Origin of the sequence: Kitasatospora sp. NPDC056651 (assembly GCF_042792155.1) — a bacterium.
Taxonomy (GTDB): domain Bacteria; phylum Actinomycetota; class Actinomycetes; order Streptomycetales; family Streptomycetaceae; genus Kitasatospora.
Genome location: NZ_JBHTWX010000016.1, coordinates 33,398 through 52,658 on the forward strand (window position 1 = coordinate 33,398; position 19,261 = coordinate 52,658).

General features: G+C 72.6%; 16 protein-coding genes. 15 read left to right on the forward strand and 1 reads right to left on the reverse strand.

Annotation, left to right across the window (positions count from 1 at the left end; all coding sequences use genetic code 11):
* Positions 1 to 251: 251 nt before the first annotated feature.
* The 7 genes from ACFRAR_RS09380 (at position 252) to ftsH (ending at position 10,869) form a co-directional block, all read left to right on the forward strand.
* Positions 252 to 1,706 carry a hypothetical protein gene (locus ACFRAR_RS09380; protein ID WP_380696547.1) on the forward strand — a complete coding sequence of 485 codons (1,455 nt, stop codon included), beginning with the start codon at positions 252 to 254 and terminating at the stop codon, positions 1,704 to 1,706.
* Between the two features lie 323 nt (positions 1,707 to 2,029).
* Positions 2,030 to 3,439, forward strand: coding sequence for an ammonium transporter (locus ACFRAR_RS09385; RefSeq protein WP_380696549.1), 1,410 nt, complete (start codon positions 2,030 to 2,032; stop codon positions 3,437 to 3,439).
* Positions 3,436 to 3,774 (forward strand): P-II family nitrogen regulator, encoded by a 339-nt coding sequence (locus tag ACFRAR_RS09390; RefSeq protein ID WP_380696551.1) that lies wholly within the window; start codon positions 3,436 to 3,438, stop codon positions 3,772 to 3,774. Before ACFRAR_RS09385 ends, ACFRAR_RS09390 begins: the two co-directional genes overlap by 4 nt.
* Positions 3,775 to 3,943: 169 nt before the next feature.
* Positions 3,944 to 6,385: a [protein-PII] uridylyltransferase gene (locus ACFRAR_RS09395; RefSeq protein WP_380696553.1), complete on the forward strand. Its 2,442-nt coding sequence runs from the start codon at positions 3,944 to 3,946 to the stop codon at positions 6,383 to 6,385.
* Positions 6,386 to 6,596: 211 nt separating this feature from the next.
* Positions 6,597 to 8,162: a signal recognition particle protein gene (gene ffh, locus ACFRAR_RS09400; protein WP_380696630.1), complete on the forward strand. Its 1,566-nt coding sequence runs from the start codon at positions 6,597 to 6,599 to the stop codon at positions 8,160 to 8,162.
* 155 nt (positions 8,163 to 8,317) lie between these two features.
* Positions 8,318 to 8,842: a GNAT family N-acetyltransferase gene (locus ACFRAR_RS09405; RefSeq protein ID WP_380696555.1), complete on the forward strand. Its 525-nt coding sequence runs from the start codon at positions 8,318 to 8,320 to the stop codon at positions 8,840 to 8,842.
* Between the two features lie 92 nt (positions 8,843 to 8,934).
* Positions 8,935 to 10,869 (forward strand): ATP-dependent zinc metalloprotease FtsH, encoded by a 1,935-nt coding sequence (ftsH, locus tag ACFRAR_RS09410; RefSeq protein WP_380696557.1) that lies wholly within the window; start codon positions 8,935 to 8,937, stop codon positions 10,867 to 10,869.
* Between the two features lie 166 nt (positions 10,870 to 11,035).
* Here the strand turns inward: ftsH and ACFRAR_RS09415 are convergent, their stop codons facing one another.
* Positions 11,036 to 11,740: a class I SAM-dependent methyltransferase gene (locus tag ACFRAR_RS09415; RefSeq protein WP_380696559.1), complete on the reverse strand. Its 705-nt coding sequence runs from the start codon at positions 11,738 to 11,740 to the stop codon at positions 11,036 to 11,038.
* 393 nt (positions 11,741 to 12,133) lie between these two features.
* Here ACFRAR_RS09415 and proS point away from each other — a divergent pair, with 393 nt between their 5' ends.
* The 8 genes from proS (at position 12,134) to lepB (ending at position 19,167) form a co-directional block, all read left to right on the forward strand.
* Positions 12,134 to 13,546, forward strand: coding sequence for a proline--tRNA ligase (gene proS / locus ACFRAR_RS09420; protein ID WP_380696561.1), 1,413 nt, complete (start codon positions 12,134 to 12,136; stop codon positions 13,544 to 13,546).
* Positions 13,547 to 14,086: 540 nt separating this feature from the next.
* The gene (locus tag ACFRAR_RS09425) at positions 14,087 to 14,665 is read left to right on the forward strand and encodes a hypothetical protein (protein ID WP_380696563.1); all 579 of its coding nucleotides are present in this window, start codon (positions 14,087 to 14,089) and stop codon (positions 14,663 to 14,665) included.
* A gap of 492 nt (positions 14,666 to 15,157) precedes the next feature.
* Entirely contained in the window at positions 15,158 to 15,586 is a 429-nt protein-coding gene (gene rpsP, locus ACFRAR_RS09430; RefSeq protein WP_380696565.1) for a 30S ribosomal protein S16, read from the forward strand.
* 2 nt (positions 15,587 to 15,588) lie between these two features.
* Complete coding sequence (locus tag ACFRAR_RS09435) at positions 15,589 to 15,828, forward strand: RNA-binding protein (protein ID WP_030056773.1); 240 nt, start codon at positions 15,589 to 15,591, stop codon at positions 15,826 to 15,828.
* Between the two features lie 201 nt (positions 15,829 to 16,029).
* Positions 16,030 to 16,638 carry a ribosome maturation factor RimM gene (gene rimM, locus ACFRAR_RS09440; RefSeq protein WP_380696567.1) on the forward strand — a complete coding sequence of 203 codons (609 nt, stop codon included), beginning with the start codon at positions 16,030 to 16,032 and terminating at the stop codon, positions 16,636 to 16,638.
* A gap of 134 nt (positions 16,639 to 16,772) precedes the next feature.
* A complete protein-coding gene (gene trmD, locus ACFRAR_RS09445) occupies positions 16,773 to 17,591 on the forward strand; it encodes a tRNA (guanosine(37)-N1)-methyltransferase TrmD (RefSeq protein ID WP_380696632.1) in 819 nt (272 codons plus the stop codon).
* A 154-nt stretch (positions 17,592 to 17,745) separates the two neighbouring features.
* Positions 17,746 to 18,096 (forward strand): 50S ribosomal protein L19, encoded by a 351-nt coding sequence (gene rplS, locus ACFRAR_RS09450; protein ID WP_030243502.1) that lies wholly within the window; start codon positions 17,746 to 17,748, stop codon positions 18,094 to 18,096.
* 78 nt (positions 18,097 to 18,174) lie between these two features.
* Positions 18,175 to 19,167, forward strand: coding sequence for a signal peptidase I (gene lepB, locus ACFRAR_RS09455; protein ID WP_380696569.1), 993 nt, complete (start codon positions 18,175 to 18,177; stop codon positions 19,165 to 19,167).
* The last annotated feature ends 94 nt before the right edge of the window (positions 19,168 to 19,261 follow it).

The window sequence follows — 19,261 nt, forward strand, 5'->3', positions numbered from 1 at the left end:
GGGCCCCCAGCGGGGCATTACGTTCGGCATGCGGATGGCGTCGAGGAGTCCCTCCCGGACCGACTGGCCACAGGGGTTGGGGATCTGACGGATCGTCCGCAACGATGGCACACCAGTGCGAGGGTGCCGTGGTGCGGCGCCACCGCGGCACGGCAGCACTTCAGGTACGGCACGTCTGGCAAGAGCCCGCAACCGTCGGGCGGTCACGATCGGGGCCCCGTTGGGGGCCGGGCGGGATGGGGACTTTACCCATGGCAGAGAAGCAACCGAACGAGAAGCTGACCACGTGGTTCGCCCGCAGCGGCTGGTCCAAGGGCGAGTTGGCCCGCCAGGTCAACCGCAAGGCCCGGCAGATCGGCGCCCACCACGTGTCCACCGACACCTCCCGGGTGCGCCGATGGCTCGACGGCGAACAGCCCCGCGAACCGATCCCCAAGATCATGTCGGAACTCTTCTCGGAGCGGTTCGGCTCGGTGGTCTCGATCGAGGACCTCGGCCTGCGCGCCGCGATCCCGGTCTCGACCGTGGGCGGCAGCGTCGACCTGCCGTGGAGCGGCCAGCAGACCGTCCAGCTGATCAGCGACTACTCCCGCAGCGACCTCATGCTCAACCGCCGGGGCTTCCTCGGCACCTCGCTGGCGCTGACCGCGGGCGCCGCGCTGATCGAGCCGATGCAGCGCTGGCTCGCCCCCGGCCCGACCGGTGTCCCCACCCCGATCCTCACGGCGGCCAACGGCGGCGAGGCGTTCACCGGCCGGCTCTCCGAACCCGAGCTCGAACTGCTGGAGCAGACCACGGTCATGTTCCGGCAGTGGGACGCGCAGAACGGCGGCGGGCTGCGCCGCAAGGCCGTCGTCGGCCAGCTCCACGAGGTCACCGACCTGCTCCAGGAGACGTACAACGAGGCCACCACCAAGCGGCTGTTCCGGCTCACCGCCGAACTCGCCCACCTCGCCGGGTGGATGTCGTACGACGTGGGGATGCACCCGAGCGCGCAGAAGTACTACGTGCTCGCCCTGCACGCGGCCAAGGAGGCGGGCGACCGCCCGTTCGGCGCGCTGATCCTCACCGACATGAGCCGCCAGATGATCCACCTCAACCGGGGCGAGGACGCCCTGGAGCTGATCCACCTGGCCCAGTACGGCAGCCGCGACGCCGCGACCCCGCGCCAGCAGGCCCTGCTGTACGCGATGGAGGCGCGGGCCTACGCCACCATCGGCGAGGTCAACCGCTGCGCCCGGGCGGTCCGGCTGGCCGAGGACACCTTCACGGACATCCGGGAGGGGGACACGGAGCCCGACTGGCTGAAGTTCTTCTCACCGGCCGAGCTGAACGCCGAGAACGCGCACTCCTTCCGCGACCTCGCCTACCACTCGGACAACGCCGGGCTCTACGCCTCGATGTCCGCGCCGGTGATGGGGCGCGCGGTCGACCTGTTCCGCGAGGACGCCGACCACGTGCGCTCGTTCGCCTTCAACCTGGTCGGCATGGCCAGCGTGCACCTGCTGCAGAAGGAGGCGGAGGAAGCGGTGAGGTACGCCGAGGAGGCGGTGGACATCGCCACCAAGGTCCGCTCGGAGCGGCTGAACTCCCGGGTGCGCAAGACCACGGAGGCCGCGGCGGAGCGGTTCAAGGGCGTGGACGCGGTGAGCCGGCTCAAGGAGCGGGTGGTCCAGGACATCCCGGAGTACGTCTCGGTGGTCTGACCGTCTGACCGTCTGACCGTCCGGCCGGCCCTGCCGGGGACTGCGCGGAGAAGCTCCACCGACCGTGACGGCCGCCGCCGTCACGGTCTGTGGCGTGTCCGGCCCCCGGCGGTGCTCCCGGCCGGGCTGCTGGGCCGCGGGGCCCGCTGGGCCGCGGTTCACGCGGTCGTAACCCGGGCGTCGTACGCGTCACGGCGGCGAAACACCCGGCCGCACCGGCCGAAACCAGCCTCCGGCACGCTCCTGTCCAACGCCGACACCCCGGGTGGCAGCACGGGACGGATCCCCGGGTGCGGATCGGCCTGGACGCAGAGGAGACGCCGATGCCGGACGGCTTCAGCGCGGGGGACACCGCCTTCGTGCTCATCAGTGCGGCCCTGGTCATGCTGATGACCCCGGGGCTGGCCTTCTTCTACGGGGGCATGGTCAGGGCCAAGAGCACGCTGAACATGCTGGCGATGAGCTTCCTCTCGCTCGGCGTCGTCAGCGTGCTGTGGGTTCTCTACGGCTACTCGCTCAGTTTCGGGTCCGACTCCTTCGCCGGCCTGATCGGCGACCTGGACCACCTCGGGATGCGCGGCCTCGGCCTGAACGAGCTGACCGGCACCGTCCCGGTCACCGCCTTCGCGCTCTTTCAGCTGATGTTCGCGGTCATCGCCCCGGCGCTGATCAGCGGCGCCATCGCGGACCGGGCCAGGTTCGCGGCCTGGGGCCTGTTCATCGCGCTCTGGGTGACGGTCGTCTACTTCCCGGTCGCGCACTGGGTGTTCTTCTTCGACGGTGGCCACGGCGGCTGGCTGGGCGACCGCAACGGTGTGATCGACTTCGCCGGCGGCACGGCCGTGCACATCAACGCGGGCGTCGCCGGGCTCGCGCTCTGCCTGGTGCTGGGCAAGCGGATCGGCTTCAAGAAGGACCCGATGCGCCCGCACAGCCTGCCGCTGGTGATGCTCGGCTCCGGGCTGCTCTGGTTCGGCTGGTTCGGCTTCAACGCGGGCTCGGCGCTGGCCGCCAACGGCGTCGCCGCCATGGCGATGGTCAACACCCAGGTCGCCACCGGCGCGGCGCTGGTCGGCTGGCTGGTCTACGAGAGGTTCCGACACGGCGCGTTCACCACGCTGGGCGCGGCCTCCGGCGCGGTGGCCGGACTGGTCGCGATCACCCCGGCCTGCGGCTCGGTCAGCCCGCTCGGCGCGGTGGCGATCGGGCTGGTCGCGGGCGCGGTCTGCTGCGCCGCCGTCTCGCTGAAGTACCGCTGGGGCTTCGACGACTCGCTCGACGTGGTGGGCGTGCACGCGGTCGGCGGGGCGGTCGGCTCGCTGCTGGTCGGCCTGTTCGCCACCGGCGGGGTGGGCCAGGGCGTCAAGGGCCTGTTCTACGGGGGCGGGTTCGGGCAGCTGGGCAAGCAGGCGATGGGTGTGGTGGCGGTCGCGGCGTACTCCTTCGTGCTGTCCTGGCTGCTGGCCAAGGCGGTCGACCGGCTGGTCGGCTTCCGGGTCGCGGCAGAGGTCGAGGTGGCCGGCATCGACCAGGCCGAACACGCCGAGTCCGCCTACGATTTCAGCGCCGTGGGGGCGGGTCTGGGCCGGGCCCTGCAGGGTCCGGCCGCTCCGAAGGCAGCCGAGAAGGCCGCCGAGAGGGCCGCCGCGAAGCCCGCCGCCCCGGAGCCCGCCGCCTTGGAGCCCGCGGCTCCGAAGCCCGCCGAGAAGAAGACCGAGGTCGACGCCCGATGAAGCTCATCACCGCCGTGATCAAGCCGCACCGACTGGACGAGGTGAAGGCCGCCCTCCAGGCCTTCGGAGTCCAGGGCCTGACCGTCACCGAGGCCAGCGGCTACGGCCGCCAGCGCGGCCACACCGAGGTGTACCGGGGGGCCGAGTACACCGTGGACCTGGTGCCGAAGGTCAGGATCGAGGTCCTGGTCGAGGACGAGGACGCCGAGGACCTGATCGACGTCCTGGTGAAGGCCGCCCGGACCGGGAAGATCGGCGACGGCAAGGTGTGGAGCGTGCCGGTCGACACCGCCGTACGGGTCCGCACCGGCGAGCGCGGTCCGGACGCTCTGTAGGGCCCGCGGCGGCCGGCGCCGTCCTCCGCTGGGCTCCGTCCTCCGCTGGGCCGAACGGCCGAACGGCCCGACCGCGGGACGGCTCACCCGGACGGGTCCACCGGCACGACGATCCACCAGTAGGGCGGTTCACCAGCAGGATGGTTCACCAGCACCAGGAACGGGACCCATGCGCATGGCCACCGAGATCGACCCCTCCGACCCCGCCGCCGCTGCCGGTCGGGCCGCCGCCCGGGCCGCGCTCCTGGCCGCCCCCGGCCCGGTCGGCCGCCCCCGCCGGCAGGCGCTCGCCCGGCTGACCGACGACTGGCTGGCCGGGCTGCTCGCGGCCGCCGGCGCCCCGCCGACGGGCGTCGCGCTGGTCGCCGTCGGCGGCTACGGGCGCGGGGAGCTGTCTCCGCGCAGCGACCTGGACGTCCTGCTGCTGCACGCCGGCCCGATCGCCCGGGAGCTGCCCGAGCGGATCTGGTACCCGGTCTGGGACTCGGGCACCAAGCTCGACCACTCGGTGCGCACCGTCGCCGGGGCCCGCTCGGTGGCGGCCGCCGACCTCAAGGTCCAGCTCGGTCTGCTGAACGCCCGCCACCTCGCCGGGGACCCGGCGCTCACCGAGGATCTGCGCGCCGCGGTGCTCACCGACTGGCGCGCGAGCGCCCCCACGCGCCTGCCCGAGCTGCGCGAGCTGGGCCGCGCGCGGGCCGAACGGCAGGGTGAGCTGTCCTTCCTGCTGGAACCCGACCTCAAGGAGGCGCGCGGCGGCCTGCGGGACGTCGTCGCGCTGGACGCGATCGCCGCGACCTGGCTGGCCGACGCGCCCCGGGACGGCCTGGACGCCGCGGCGCGGTGGCTGGCCGACGTGCGCGACGCCCTGCACCTGGTCACCGGCCGGGCCACCGACCGGCTCGTCCTCCAGGAGCAGGACCAGGTCGCCCAGCGGCTCGGGGTGCTGGACGCCGACGCCCTGCTGCGACGGGTCTACGAGGCGGCCCGCACCATCGCGTACGCGGGCGACGTCACCTGGCGGGCGGTGGACCAGGTGCTCGCGGCCCGCGGCGGCCGGGGCCGGCGGGTGCGCCGAGCGGGCATCCGGTTCGCGGGCGCCGCACGCGGCGCGGTGGCCCGGGGCACGGTCGAGCGGCGTCCGCTCGCCGAGGGCGTGGTCGAGCAGGACGGCGAGGCGGTGCTCGCCCAGGGCGCCCGCCCGGCCACCGACCCGGTGCTGCCGCTGCGCGCCGCGGCCGCCGCCGCGCAGAACGGGCTGACCGTCTCGTACGCCACGGTGCGCCGGCTGGCCGCCGAGTGCCGCCCGCTGCCGGTGCCCTGGCCGGACGAGGCGCGCGAGCAGCTGGTCACCCTGCTGGGCGCGGGGGAGGCGGCCGTCCCGGTGTGGGAGGCGCTGGAGGCGGAGGGGCTGGTGCGCCGGCTGCTGCCGGACTGGGAGCGGGTGCGCTGCCGCCCGCAGCGCAACGCGGTGCACCGCTGGACGGTGGACCGGCACCTGGTGGAGACGGCGGTGCGGGCCGCCGCGATGACCCGCCGGGTGGCGCGACCGGACCTGCTGCTGGTCGCCGCGCTGCTGCACGACATCGGCAAGGGCTGGCCGGGGGACCACAGCAAGGCCGGTGAGGTGATCGTCCGCGACCTCGCCGCCCGGATGGGCTTCGGCCCCGAGGACACCGGGACCCTGGCGGTGCTGGTCCGCCACCACCTCGCCCTGGTGGACACCGCGACCCGGCGCGACCCGGACGACCCGGCCACCGTCGAGGCGATCACCGGGGTGGTCACCACACTGCCGGAGCTGGAACTGCTGCACGCGCTCACCGAGGCGGACGCGCTGGCCACCGGCCCGGCCGCGTGGAGCGGCTGGCGGGCCTCGCTGGTGGACGGCCTGGTGGCCCGGGTGGCGGACCGGTTGGCCGGGGCGGGCGTCCGGCCGGTGGAGACGGCGCCGACCGCGGAGCAGGAGCGGCTCGCCGTCGAGGCCGTCCGCACCGGCGGCCCGGCGCTGTCGCTGCGGGCCCGCTCCGAGGGGGACCCGGGCACCGAGCCGATGGGCGTCGAGCTGAACCTGGCGGTCCCGGACCGTCCCGGGCTGCTCGGTACCGCCGCCGGGGTGCTCGCGCTGCACCGGCTGGCCGTCCGCTCGGCCGGGCTGCGCGAGCTGGACCCGGTGGGGAGCGGGCCGGTGCTGCTGCTGTCCTGGCGGGTGGCGGCCGAGTACGGCGAGCTGCCGGAGGCGGCCCGGCTGCGGGCCGACCTGCGCCGGGCGCTGGACGGATCGCTGGACGTCGCCCGCCGCCTCGCCGAGCGGGACGCCGCCGCCCCGCGCCGCCGGGGCATCCCCACCCCGCCGCCGCTGGTCGCGGTGGCGCCCGCGGCGGCCTCGGCGACCGCGACGGTGCTGGAGGTGCGGGCGCACGACGCCCCGGGGCTGCTGCACCGGATCGGCCGGGCGCTGGACGGGGCGGGCGTCCGGGTGCGCACCGCGCACGTCTCCACGCTGGGCGCGGAGGCGGTCGACTCGTTCTACCTGACGGACGCGGCGGGCCGTCCGCTGACCGCCGAGCGGGCCGGGGCGGTGGCGGCGGCGGTCCGGGCGGTGCTGGGCTGAGGGCGGTCCGGCCTGGTCCGACCTGGTCCGGCCTGGTCCGGTCCGGTGCGGCCCGGGGCAGGTCAGGGGCAGGCCGGGGGCAGGGCGGGGGCGGGTCGGGAGCAAGTCAGGACAGGGGTTCCGACCGGGGTGGAGACCGTACCCGGGGTGGCCGGATACCCTGGGGACGACGACCGTACCGATACCGATGCCGCAGAGGACCCGCGCCGACGTGTTCGACACCCTTTCCGATCGCCTCGCAGCGACGTTCAAGAACCTCCGGGGCAAGGGCCGCCTGAGCGAGGCGGACATCGACGCCACGGCCCGCGAGATCCGCATCGCGCTGCTGGAGGCGGACGTCGCGCTGCCGGTCGTCCGGGCCTTCATCAAGCAGGTCAAGGAGCGGGCGCTCGGTGTCGAGGTCTCCGGCGCGCTGAACCCGGCGCAGCAGATCATCAAGATCGTCAACGAGGAGCTCATCGCGATCCTCGGCGGCGAGACCCGCCGGGTGCGGTTCGCCAAGAACGGCCCGACGGTGATCATGCTCGCCGGTCTCCAGGGTGCGGGCAAGACCACCCTCGCGGGCAAGCTCGGCCACTGGCTGAAGGCGCAGAAGCACACCCCGCTGCTGGTCGCGTGCGACCTCCAGCGCCCCAACGCGGTGAACCAGCTCCAGGTGGTCGCCGAGCGCGCCGGCGTGGCCTTCTACGGCCCGCAGCCGGGCAACGGCGTCGGCGACCCGGTGCAGGTGGCCAAGGACTCGATCGAGTACGCCAAGCAGAAGCAGTACGACGTCGTCGTCGTCGACACCGCCGGCCGTCTGGGCATCGACGCCGAGCTGATGCAGCAGGCCGCCGACATCCGCGCCGCGGTGAACCCGGACGAGGTCCTGTTCGTCGTCGACGCGATGATCGGCCAGGACGCGGTCACCACCGCGCAGGCCTTCCTCGACGGCGTCGACTTCACCGGTGTGGTGCTGTCCAAGCTCGACGGCGACGCCCGCGGTGGTGCCGCCCTGTCGGTCGCGCACGTCACCGGCCGCCAGATCATGTTCGCCTCCAACGGCGAGAAGGTCGACGACTTCGACGCCTTCCACCCGGACCGGATGGCCTCGCGCATCCTCGGCATGGGTGACGTCCTCTCGCTGATCGAGAAGGCCGAGCAGACCTTCTCGCAGGAGGAGGCCGAGAAGATCGCCGCCAAGCTGCGCGGCGGCCCGAAGCAGTTCACCCTGGACGACTTCCTGTCCCAGCTGGAGCAGGTCCAGAAGATGGGCTCGATCTCCAAGCTGCTGGGCATGCTGCCCGGCATGGGCCAGATCCGGGACCAGATCAACAACATCGACGACAAGGACGTCAACCGGGTCGGCGCGATCATCAAGTCGATGACCCCGACCGAGCGGGCCGAGCCGGAGCTGATCAACGGCTCCCGCCGGGCCCGCATCGCCAAGGGCTCGGGCGTCCAGGTCGGTGAGGTGAAGAACCTGGTCGAGCGGTTCTTCGAAGCCCGCAAGATGATGTCGGCGATGGCCTCCGGCAAGGGCATGCCCGGCATGCCGGGGATCCCGGGCATGGGCGGCGGCGGGAAGAAGTCCGCCAAGAAGGCCCCGCAGGCCAAGGGCAAGCGCAAGAGCGGCAACCCGCTGAAGCGCGCGCAGGAGGAGGCCGCGGCCGCCGAGCGCCGCGCGCTCGGCCCGGGTGCCGGCCAGGCCCCGGCGGACGGCGGCGCGTTCGGCCTCGGCGCGGGCAAGGGCCCGGCCGACTTCGAGCTGCCCAAGGAGTTCAAGGACCTGCTGTAGTCCTCGAACGGGTTCCGGCGGAGTCGATCACTTCCTGCACTGCCTTCACTTCTTGACGGCCTTTGATTGACTCCGGCCGGTCTTGATCGATTTTGATCGGCCCGTCGTCCGGTATTTCCGGGCGACGGGCCGATCGCGTGTCCGATGATGGGGGCATGCGAGTGATGATCAGGGCCCCGAGGGCCGCGGACACGGCCGCGTACGCCGAGGCGGTCCGGCGGTCCGCCGAACACGTCGGACGGTGGAACCCGGTCGAGCCGGACGGGCTGCCCGACCTCCTGAAGCGCCAGGGTTCCGGGCTGCGCACCTTCCTGATCGTCGACCGGGCGACCGGCGGCCTGGTCGGCAAGGTGAACGTCGCCAACATCGTGCTGGGCCGGTTCTGCAACGCCTCGCTGGGCTACGACTCGTACCTCCCGTTCAACGGCACCGGGCGGATGACCGAGGGCATGCGGCTGGTCCTGGACCGCTGCTTCGCCCCGCAGTCGGCCGACGGGCTGGGACTGCACCGGCTGGAGATCAACGTCCAGCCGGACAACGAGCGCTCGATCGCGATGGCCAAGCGGCTGGGCTTCCGGCACGAGGGCTTCTCCCCGCGGATGCTGTTCCTCCAGGGGGAGTGGCGCGACCACGAGCGGTTCGCGCTGACCGCCGAGGAGTGGCCGGACTCTGCGGCATAGCCGCTGGTCGGAGGGGGCGGCGCGGCCGTACGGCGGCCCGGGCGCGGCGTTGCGATTGGCCCGCCCGAGCACCTGTCCGTATTGTCCGATGGGTGACCGAACCCGTGCCGCCGCGTCAGACCCCCGACCAGCCCTGGCGCTCGGAGGGCGCTCCGCCCCCGCCACCGCCCAAGCGCCGGATGCCCGGCGGCTGGGTGGGCCTCGCCCTCACCGCCCTCGTGGTGTTCCTGATCTCGGACCTGCTGCTGTCCTTCTTCGGCCCCGCCGGTGCCACCACGATCTCGTACACCGAGTTCAACAACCAGCTGAACAAGGGCAACATCACCAAGATCTACGCCAAGGGCGACGCCATCGAGGGCACCCTCAAGACCTCCCAGCCCAAACCCGACGGCGGCAAGGGCGACTACACCGAGTTCGACACCCAGCGGCCCTCCTTCGCGGGCGACAACCTCTGGACCACCCTGCAGCAGCAGGGCGTCGAGGTCACCGCCACCTCGCCGGTCCAGCAGCGGAGCTTCCTCACCAACCTGCTGCTCTCGCTCGCCCCGATGCTGCTGCTGGTCTTCATCTGGGTGCTGCTGGCCCGCCGGATGGCCGGGGGACTCGGCGGCGGACCGCTCGGCCGCAAGGCCCCGCCCAAGCCGGTCACCGCCGAGGAGGGCAAGCGCACCACCTTCGCCGACGTCGCCGGCATCGACGAGGTCGAGGCCGAACTCACCGAGGTGGTCGACTACCTGAAGAACCCCGAGCGGTACCGCAGGCTCGGAGCCAAGATGCCGCGCGGGGTGCTGCTCAGCGGCCCGCCCGGCACCGGCAAGACCCTGCTGGCCCGCGCGGTGGCCGGCGAGGCGGACGTGCCGTTCTTCTCCGCCTCCGCGTCCGAGTTCATCGAGATGATCGTCGGTGTCGGCGCCAGCCGGGTCCGCGAGCTGTTCGCCGAGGCCCGCAAGGTCGCCCCGGCGATCATCTTCATCGACGAGATCGACACCATCGGACGCCAGCGCGGCGCGGGCGGCGGCATGGGCGGGCACGACGAGCGCGAGCAGACCCTCAACCAGATCCTCACCGAGATGGACGGCTTCACCGGCTCCGAGGGCGTCATCGTGATCGCCGCGACCAACCGGGCGGACGTGCTCGACCCGGCGCTGCTGCGCCCCGGCCGTTTCGACCGGAGGATCACCGTCAGCCCGCCCGACCGGGAGGGCCGCGCCGCGATCCTGCGCATCCACAGCCGCAGCGTCCCGCTGGCCGGGGACGCCGACCTCAACCAGCTGGCCAAGGTCACCCCGGGGATGACCGGCGCCGAACTCGCCAACCTCGTCAACGAGGCCGCGCTGCTGGCCGTCAAGCGCGAGCAGGACGCGGTCAACGAGCGGGACCTCTCGGACGCCCTGGAGAAGGTCCAGCTCGGCGCCGTACGGCCGCTGGTGATGCCGCAGGAGGAGCGCGAGCGCACGGCGTACCACGAGAGCGGGCACGCGCTGCTGGGCATGCTCCAGCCCGGCGCGGACCCGGTCCGCAAGATCACCATCGTGCCGCGCGGCCGGGCGCTGGGCGTCACCCTGTCCACCCCGGAGAACGACCGCTACTCGTACACCGAGCCCTACCTGCGCGGCCGGATCATCGGCGCGCTCGGCGGGATGGCGGCCGAGCAGGTGGTCTACGGGGTGATCACCACCGGTGCGGAGAGCGACCTGGAGCAGGTCACCAACATCGCCCGCGGGATGGCCGGGCGCTGGGGGATGAGCGAGCGGGTCGGCCGGCTGACCGCGGTGCCCTCGGACCCGCAGGGCGCGTACGGGCTCTCCGCGGCGCCGACCACCCTGGACGCGGTGGACGAGGAGGCCCGGCGGATCGTCTCCGAGTGCTACGACGACGCGGTGCGGATCCTGACCGAGCAGCGGCACCGGCTGGACGCGCTGGCGGCGGCGCTGCTGGAGGCGGAGACGCTGGACGAGGCGGCGGCGTACCGGGCGGCGGGAGTGCCGCGGGACGGGGCCGAGGGGAAGTCGATCGACCGGGCGTGAAGTCCGGTGCCGGGGGCGCTCGCCGTGGTGGCGGGCGCCCCCGGTTTTCTTGTTTGTTCCCGTGCCGTGAGCCGTGTGCCGTGTGCCATCCCGTGCGTCGCCCCGTGTGCTGTTACGAGCGACGTCCCGTGTGCCGTCCTGTGCGTCGTCCAGCCGGTCGGCCCGGTCAGTGCGGCCGCTCGGCGACCAGGTAGCGGAACAGGTTCTCCATCCGGACCGAGCCGTCCGCGCGCAGGTACGGCTGGAGCGCCTCCTCCAGTTCCTTGGCCACCAGTGAGGCGCCGGAGAACTCCTCGGCGGGTTCGAACAGACCGGTGGAGAGCAGTCCGCGCACCGCGCTGTCGAGGTCCGGGTAGGCGAACGGGCAGCTCACCCGGCCGCTGCCGGCCGGGCGGAGACCGGCCGGGGCGAGCAGGTCCTCCAGCGCCCCGGGCGAGCTCAGTTCGAACGGGTCCCGCGCGGTGGTCCGGCCCGCCCGGCGACGGGCCACGTCCAGCACCGGGGCGCTCTCGCAGCGCTCCGGCGGGCCCCAGGCGGCCAGCACCACGTGCCCGCCCGGAAGGGTGAACCGGGCGGCCTCGGCGACCACCGGGCGGGATTCGGCGGCGCCGGGCAGCTGCTCGAAAACCGTCACCAGGGAATGGGCCGGCCGGGGGACGGCGGCGGTCGTCCGGGCCCCGTCGCACACCCGCAGCCGACGGCCGTGCGCCAGCTCGCGCAGCTCGTCCCGCGGCTCCTGCCCGGCGACCTGGGCGCCCCGGCCGGCCGCGAGCAGCAGGGCCAGTCCGGACCGGCAGCCCAGGCCCAGCACGCTGCTCGCCGGGCCGACCTCCAGACGGTCGTAGACCGCCTCGTAGAGCGGCACCAGCATGCGCTCCTGGATCTCAGCCCAGTCACGCGCCCGCGCGGGCCGGGCGGCTCCGGGCTGCGGGTGGTGCGGGCGTGCGCCCGTCGGCCCCGTGCCGGTCGGTCGTGCGCCCGTCGGTCCTGTGCCCGTCGGTCGCGCGGTCGTCGGCCCCGTGCCCGCCGGTCGTGCGGTCGTGCCGGTCGTGCCGGTCGTGCGAGCTGAAGCCATCGCGGCCTCCCATCCGGTCCTTCGGTGTGCTGCTACGGCTCCCCCAAAGTCCCGCCCCACACCAGCGAACAGCGGGTCGGGCCCGGCGTCCAGAGGGGTGCGGGGTGGTGCGCGGGTGTCGCGGTGGTGCGCCCCCGTTCGGTGATACCGATTCGAAACCGGGGGCCCGGGCCCCGTACCATTCGCCCCATGGCTAAGGCACCCGTTCTCACCCCTCAGGCGGAAGACTTCCCGCGCTGGTACCAGGACCTCATCAACAAGGCCGAGCTGGCCGACAACGGTCCGGTGCGCGGCACCATGGTCATCCGACCGTACGGCTACGGCCTGTGGGAGCGGATGCAGCAGGAGATGGACGCGCGGATCAAGAAGGCCGGCGCGCAGAACGCCTACTTCCCGATGTTCATCCCGCAGTCCTACCTGACCAAGGAAGCCGAGCACGTCGAGGGCTTCGCCCCCGAGCTCGCGGTGGTCACCCACGGCGGCGGCAAGCAGCTGGAGGAGCCGGTCGTCGTCCGGCCGACCTCCGAGACGATCATCAACGAGTACTTCTCGAAGTGGGTGCAGAGCCACCGCGACCTGCCCCTGCTGATCAACCAGTGGGCCAACGTGGTCCGTTGGGAGCTGCGCCCGCGCGTCTTCCTGCGCACCACCGAGTTCCTCTGGCAGGAGGGCCACACCGCCCACGCCACCTACGAGGACGCCCGCGCCTACGCGTCGATGATCCACACCCAGGTCTACGGCGACTTCATGACGAACGTGCTCGGCATCGACGTCGTGCTCGGCCGCAAGACCGCCAAGGAGCGCTTCGCCGGGGCCATCAACACCCTCACCCTGGAGGGCATGATGGGCGACGGCAAGGCGCTGCAGATGGGCACCAGCCACGAGCTGGGCCAGAACTTCGCCAAGGCGTTCAACACCACCTACCAGCTCCAGGGTGCCGAGCGCGAGTACGTCTGGCAGACCTCCTGGGGCGTCTCGACCCGCATGGTCGGCGGCCTGATCATGTCCCACGGCGACGACAACGGCCTGCGGGTGCCCCCGCGCCTGGCCGCCGTCCAGGCCGTCGTGCTCGCGATCAAGGGCGACGACGCCGTCATCGCCAAGGTCCGCGAGATCGGCGCCGCGCTGGAGGCCGCCGGCATCCGGGTCGTGGTCGACGACCGCACCGACACCCCGTTCGGCCGCCGCGCCGTCGACTGGGAGCTCAAGGGCGTTCCGCTGCGCATCGAGGTCGGCCCGCGCGACCTGGAGAACGGCACCGCGATGCTGGCCCGCCGCATCCCGGGCGGCAAGGAGCCGGTCTCCATCGACGCCCTGGCCGCGCTGCTGCCGGGCATCCTGGAGGAGGACCAGGCGCTGCTGCTGCGCCAGTCCCGCGAGCGCCGCGAGTCCCGCACGGTGGACGTCAAGACCATCGACGAGGCCATCGAGGCCGCGGCGACCGGCTGGGGCCGGATCTCCTGGGCCGACCTCGGCGTGGAGGGCGAGGCCAAGCTGGCCGAGCAGGGCGTCACGGTGCGCTGCATCGTCGCGGCCGACGGCTCGGTGCCGCAGACCGACGACCAGGACGGCAACGTCGCGCTGGTCGCCCGCGCGTACTGACCGTCCGATCGACGTTCGATGTTCGACGTTCGAGTCTGACGTTCGGTGTCCGGCTCCTGGCATCCGGTGTTCAGCGTCCGGTGTTCGGAGTTCGACGTCCGGCGGATGTCCCGCGGATGCCCGCCGGACATCCGCCGTGCGCCGGTAATGGCCGGGACCGGTGAGACCGGAGACATTTGCCCGGAATGCGGACGAGTAAGAATCCGGTAACTGTTCCGGGGGAGTCCCGGCGGCGGACATCCCTACTGGCCGGTCAACTCCCGGTATTAACGGAATAGCGGTACGGTGTACGGCCCGTGGCCCTGTCAATCCGACAGGCCCCCACGGGCCGTACGTCCTGGGTGGCGACAGCCCGCCCCCGGACGGAATTTCACCAGGCCCGCCGACGTCGCGACGGGCCGAAACCGGCAGGGGGTTGGTCTTGCGTCAGATCCGGAACGCGCAATTCGAGCGCGGCCTCGCATTCCTGGGAGTTCCCTGTGAATTCCCCCGGAACGAGAACATGCGGAACATCGGCTCGCACTCCATCGTTGGTCTAGCGTGAGCACGACACAGCCCCTCGTTCTCGCGGCCGAACTGGCCGCCGCCTGGAGCGACATCCAGGCCCACCACCAGGACCTTCCCGACCTCGCTTCGCCCGAGGCCCTGATCGGGGAGTCCTCCTCGGCCTGCGGGACGCGACTCGGTTTCGAGCGCCTCCTCCACGAGGCCGCCCACGGTCTGGCCGCGGCCCGGGACATCCGGGACACCTCGCGGGCCGGCCGCTACCACAACCGGCGTTTCCTGATGCTCGCTTCCGAGCTGGGCCTGGCGCACCCGGTCGAGCCGCACGCGAGCAGCGGCTTCTCCCAGGTGACCATGCTCAAGGAGACCCAGGAGCGGTACGCCGAGACCATCGAGCGCCTGGACCGTGCCCTCGGGGCGCACCAGGAGGCGGTGGCCGGTGAGGGCGCGACGCGTGCCTTCCGCGGCCCGGCGGCCCGGCACGGCTCGTCCGGGGGCGGTGTGCGGGTGAAGGCGGTCTGCGGCTGCGGTCGCAACGTCCGGGTCGTTCCGTCGGTTCTCGCGCAGGCGTCCATCGTCTGCGGCGCGTGCCAGCAGCCGTTCAAGATCGCGTAGGCGGTCGGTGTCCTGGCGGGACTGCTGTGCGGGCAGCGGTCCGGCCGAACGCGAACGGTGAGCAGTGCAGCAGAACGGCAGTACAGCAGGGCGCTGCGGCAGGACGCGCGGTGAGCGGTACGGCGGTACGGGCAGTGCAGCGGTACGGCAGCCCGCCGTGAGCAGTGCAGCAGGATGAGCGGTACAGCAGGACAGTGGTGACCCTTCGGGCCGGACCGGGAGCGGGGGCTCCCGGTCGAGCCCTGTGCGAAGGTCACGGCGGGACGGTCGGCCGCGACGGGGTGGTCGACTGCGGCCTGGTGGCCAGCCGAGTGGCCAAGGGTCCGCGTGCAGGCGGTTCTCGCCGGTGTGGCAGAATGGACAGCTGAGTACTCGGCAGCCGAGCAGGACCCCTCTCTCCTACGGCTGGCGTGTCCCTTGAGCGGTCCGCCCCGCAACCCCACGCGATGGCGAGCCCGCTCACCCACGTCAACACCAGGAGAATCCACTCCCGTGGCAGTCAAGATCAAGCTGAAGCGTCTCGGCAAGATTCGCTCCCCGCACTACCGCATCGTCGTCGCCGACGCCCGCACCAAGCGTGACGGCCGCGCGATCGAGGAGATCGGCATCTACCAGCCGACCTACAACCCCTCGAAGATCGAGGTCGACAGCGACCGCGCCCAGTACTGGCTGTCCGTCGGCGCCCAGCCGACCGAGCCGGTGCTCGCCATCCTGAAGCTGACCGGCGACTGGCAGAAGTTCAAGGGCCTGCCGGCTCCGGAGCCGCTGAAGGTCGCCGAGCCGAAGGTCGAGGACTTCTCGCACCTGTTCGCCAAGGCCGTCGCCGGCTTCGAGGACGCCACCACCGGTGTCGCCATCACCCCGAAGGCCAAGAAGTCGGACAAGGTCGAGGCTGAGGCCGACGCCGCCGCCGAGGCCTGATCGTGATCGAGGACGCCCTCGACCACCTGGTGAAGGGCATCGTCGAGCACCCCGACGAGGTGCAGGTGCGCTCGCGCAACCTGCGTCGGGGTAACACCATCGAGGTGCGAGTGCACCCCGATGACCTCGGCAAGGTGATCGGCCGGGGCGGCCGTACGGCGCGCGCGCTGCGCACCGTGGTCGGCGCCCTCGGCGGTCGCAACGTCCGGGTCGACCTGGTCGACGTGGACAACATTCGCTGACGCTGCTGCTCGTTCAGCCGTCAGGGCTTGTGAGGCCGACCGGGACGCATGTCGTCCCGGTCGGCCTTTCGCATTTCCACCCCCAATTCCATCCGCATCTTCCTCGCGTCACCGCTTCGTCGCACCAGTGCCCCGTCGCACCGGCGCTTCGCAGCCCGTCGCTTTTCGTATCGGCTCAGGAACTCCAGGAGAACGATCACCGTGCAGCTCGTCGTCGGCAGGATCGGCCGTGCCCACGGCATCAGGGGGGACGTCAGTGTCGAGGTCCGCACCGACGAGCCGGAACTCCGGCTCGGCCCGGGTGCCGTCCTGCTCACCGACCCCGCGTCGACCGGACCGCTGACCGTCGAGTCCGGCCGGGTGCACAGCGGTCGGCTGCTGCTGCGCTTCGCCGGCGTCAAGGACCGCAACGCGGCCGAGGCCCTCCGTGGCACCCTGCTCATCTCCGAGGTCGACCCGGAGGAGCGCCCCGATGACCCGGAGGAGTACTACGACCACCAGCTGATCGGCCTGGACGTGGTGCTGTCGGACGGCACCCTGGTCGGTGAGCTGACCGAGGTGCTCCACCTGCCGTACCAGGACCTGCTCACGGTCGAGAAGGCCGACGGGACGGAGGTGCTGGTGCCCTTCGTCAGCCAGATCGTGCCGACCATCGACCTGGAGAACCAGCGCGCCGTGATCACCCCGCCGCCCGGGCTGATCGACCCGGAGCAGGCGGAGGTCGTGGGGACGACCTCGGTCGAGTCCGCCGAGTCCGCCGAGCCTGCTGAGCCTGCTGAGCCCGCCGAGGGTTCGGAGGAGTCGGAGTGACCGGTCAGGAGAGCGCCGAGGACCGTCTCGGGAACGAGGAGACCGCCGCTGAGGGGCAGGCCGGGGCTGGGGACGGGGCCGGGGACGGCGTCGGTCCGGTCGGCGGCGCCGCGCCGAGTGGCGTGCAGAGCGGCATGAGGATCGACGTCGTCACGATCTTCCCCGAGTACCTGGAGCCGCTGGACATCTCGCTGGTCGGCAAGGCCCGAGCCCGCGGCCAGCTGGACGTGCACGTCCACGACCTGCGCGCCTGGACCCACGACGTGCACCGCACGGTGGACGACAGTCCGTACGGCGGCGGCCCCGGCATGGTGATGAAGCCCGAGCCGTGGGGCGAGGCGCTGGACGCGGTGATCGCCGGCGGGCCCGAGGGGCAGCTGCCCACGCTGGTCGTGCCGACCCCGAGCGGGCGCCCGTTCACCCAGGAGCTCGCCCAGGAACTGGCCGGGCGCCCGTGGCTGGCGTTCACCCCCGCGCGGTACGAGGGCATCGACCGCCGGGTGATCGAGGAAGCAGCCACCCGGATGCCGGTGGTCGAGGCCTCGATCGGCGATTACGTGCTGGCCGGCGGCGAGGTCGCGGTGCTGGTGATGGTCGAGGCGATCGCCCGGCTGCTGCCCGGAGTGCTCGGCAACGCCGAGTCCCACCGCGACGACTCCTTCGCGCCGGGCGCGATGGCCGACCTGCTGGAGGGCCCGGTCTACACCAAGCCCGCCGAGTGGCGCGGCCGGACGGTGCCGGACGTGCTGCTCAGCGGCAACCACGGCAAGATCGCCCGCTGGCGGCGCGAGCAGGCCTTCGCCCGGACCCTGGCGAACCGGCCGGACCTGGTCGAGCGCTGGCAGTACGGCGCCTTCGACAAGAAGGAACGGGAGGCGCTGAGCATCCTCGGCCTGGTCTGGGACGAGAAGCTCGGCCGATTTCGGTCCGCGACCGTTGATGTGGAAGAATAGGCGGCTGCTGTCTGTCGCTGGTTCCCTTCCGTAGGGAGCACGTGGACCGGCGCTCCCGCCACGGGGGGACCGCCGTCAGCCGATGCGGCCCGCAGCAGACCCCATTGTGACGATTTTCCGTGGGCGGCCCGTGGCGCCTGCGATGGAGAGCAACATGAGCAACAAGCTCGCTGCTGTCGACGCGGCCTCGCTGCGCACCGACATCCCGGCCTTCCGCGCCGGTGACACCCTGAAGGTCCACGTCCGGGTCATCGAGGGCAACCGCTCCCGTGTCCAGGTCTTCCAGGGCGTCGTCATCCGTCGCCACGGCGCCGGTGTCGGCGAGACCTTCACCGTTCGCAAGGTCAGCTTCAACGTCGGCGTGGAGCGCACCTTCCCGGTGCACACCCCGGTCGTCGAGAAGATCGAGGTCGTGACCCGCGGTGCGGTTCGCCGCGCCAAGCTGTACTACCTGCGTGACCTCCGCGGCAAGGCCGCGAAGATCAAGGAGAAGCGCGACCGCTGATCCACCGGCCCCCGGCCTCGCCGGGGGATCGGAACGCTCAGAGGGGGCCGAACGACCGCAAGGTAAGCTCACCCCCCGATGAGCACGCATGAACCACCCGCGGACCGCGACGGCAGTCCCGCACCCACCGGTGCGGACTCGCCGCCGCGGTCCGCGGTCGTTTCCGGGGGCGTCGGGGTGGCCGAGGCGTCCGGGGGCGCCGCGACGGAGCGGACCGGTGCCCCGGAACGGGCCGGCTCGGAGAGGACCGTTTCGGAACAGGGCCGCGCGGAGCAGGGCAGTTCGGAGTGTGGCGAGGGCCTGGAGGAGGCCGAGCGTTCCGCCGAAGACGGCCAGGACGGCCCGGACGACCGGGGCGACCAGGGAGACCCGGACGACCAGGGCGAGGACGCCGAGCGCTCGCGTTCGTGGGACCTGCTGCTGTTGGTCGGGATCTGCCTGGCGGCCCTGCTGCTGGTGAACGCCTTCGTCGCGCGTCCGTTCTCCGTGCCCTCCGGGTCGATGGAGGACACGCTGCATCCGGGTGACCGGCTGGTCGCCAACCAGCTCGCCTACTCCTTCGGAGGTCACCCTCAGCGGGGCGACGTCGTGGTCTTCGACGGAACGGGCTCCTTCCTCCCGGAATCGGTGAAGCCGGCGGGCTTCGTGGACGGCCTGCGCTCGTTCGCCCGGGACCTCGGGCTGGCCCCGGCCGGCGACACCGTCTACGTCAAGCGGGTGATCGGTGTCGGCGGGGACCGGGTGACCAGCACCGGCCCGGGCGCACCGATCACCGTCAACGGCGTGCCGATCGACGAGACCTCCTACCTGTTCCCGGGCGACGACCCGTCGAGCGTGGCCTTCGACGTGGCCGTGCCGGCCGGTGAGCTGTGGGTGATGGGTGACCACCGCAGTGCCTCCCGGGACTCCCGCGACCACCTCGGCGAGCCCGGTGGCGGCTTCGTGCCCGAGGAGAAGGTGATCGGTCGGGCGGACTGGGTGGTCTACCCGTTCTCGCGCCTGACCAGCCTGGACCGGCCCGCGGCCTTCGCCGCGATTGCGGGGACGGGTGGTCATGGGGGCCAGGGGTAGGGGACGGCTCGCCGACCGTCCGGCCGTCGGGGGACCGGAGGACCACGGCACGGCCGCCACCCGGACGGAAGGCGCTCGGGCGGCGGGCGGCGGA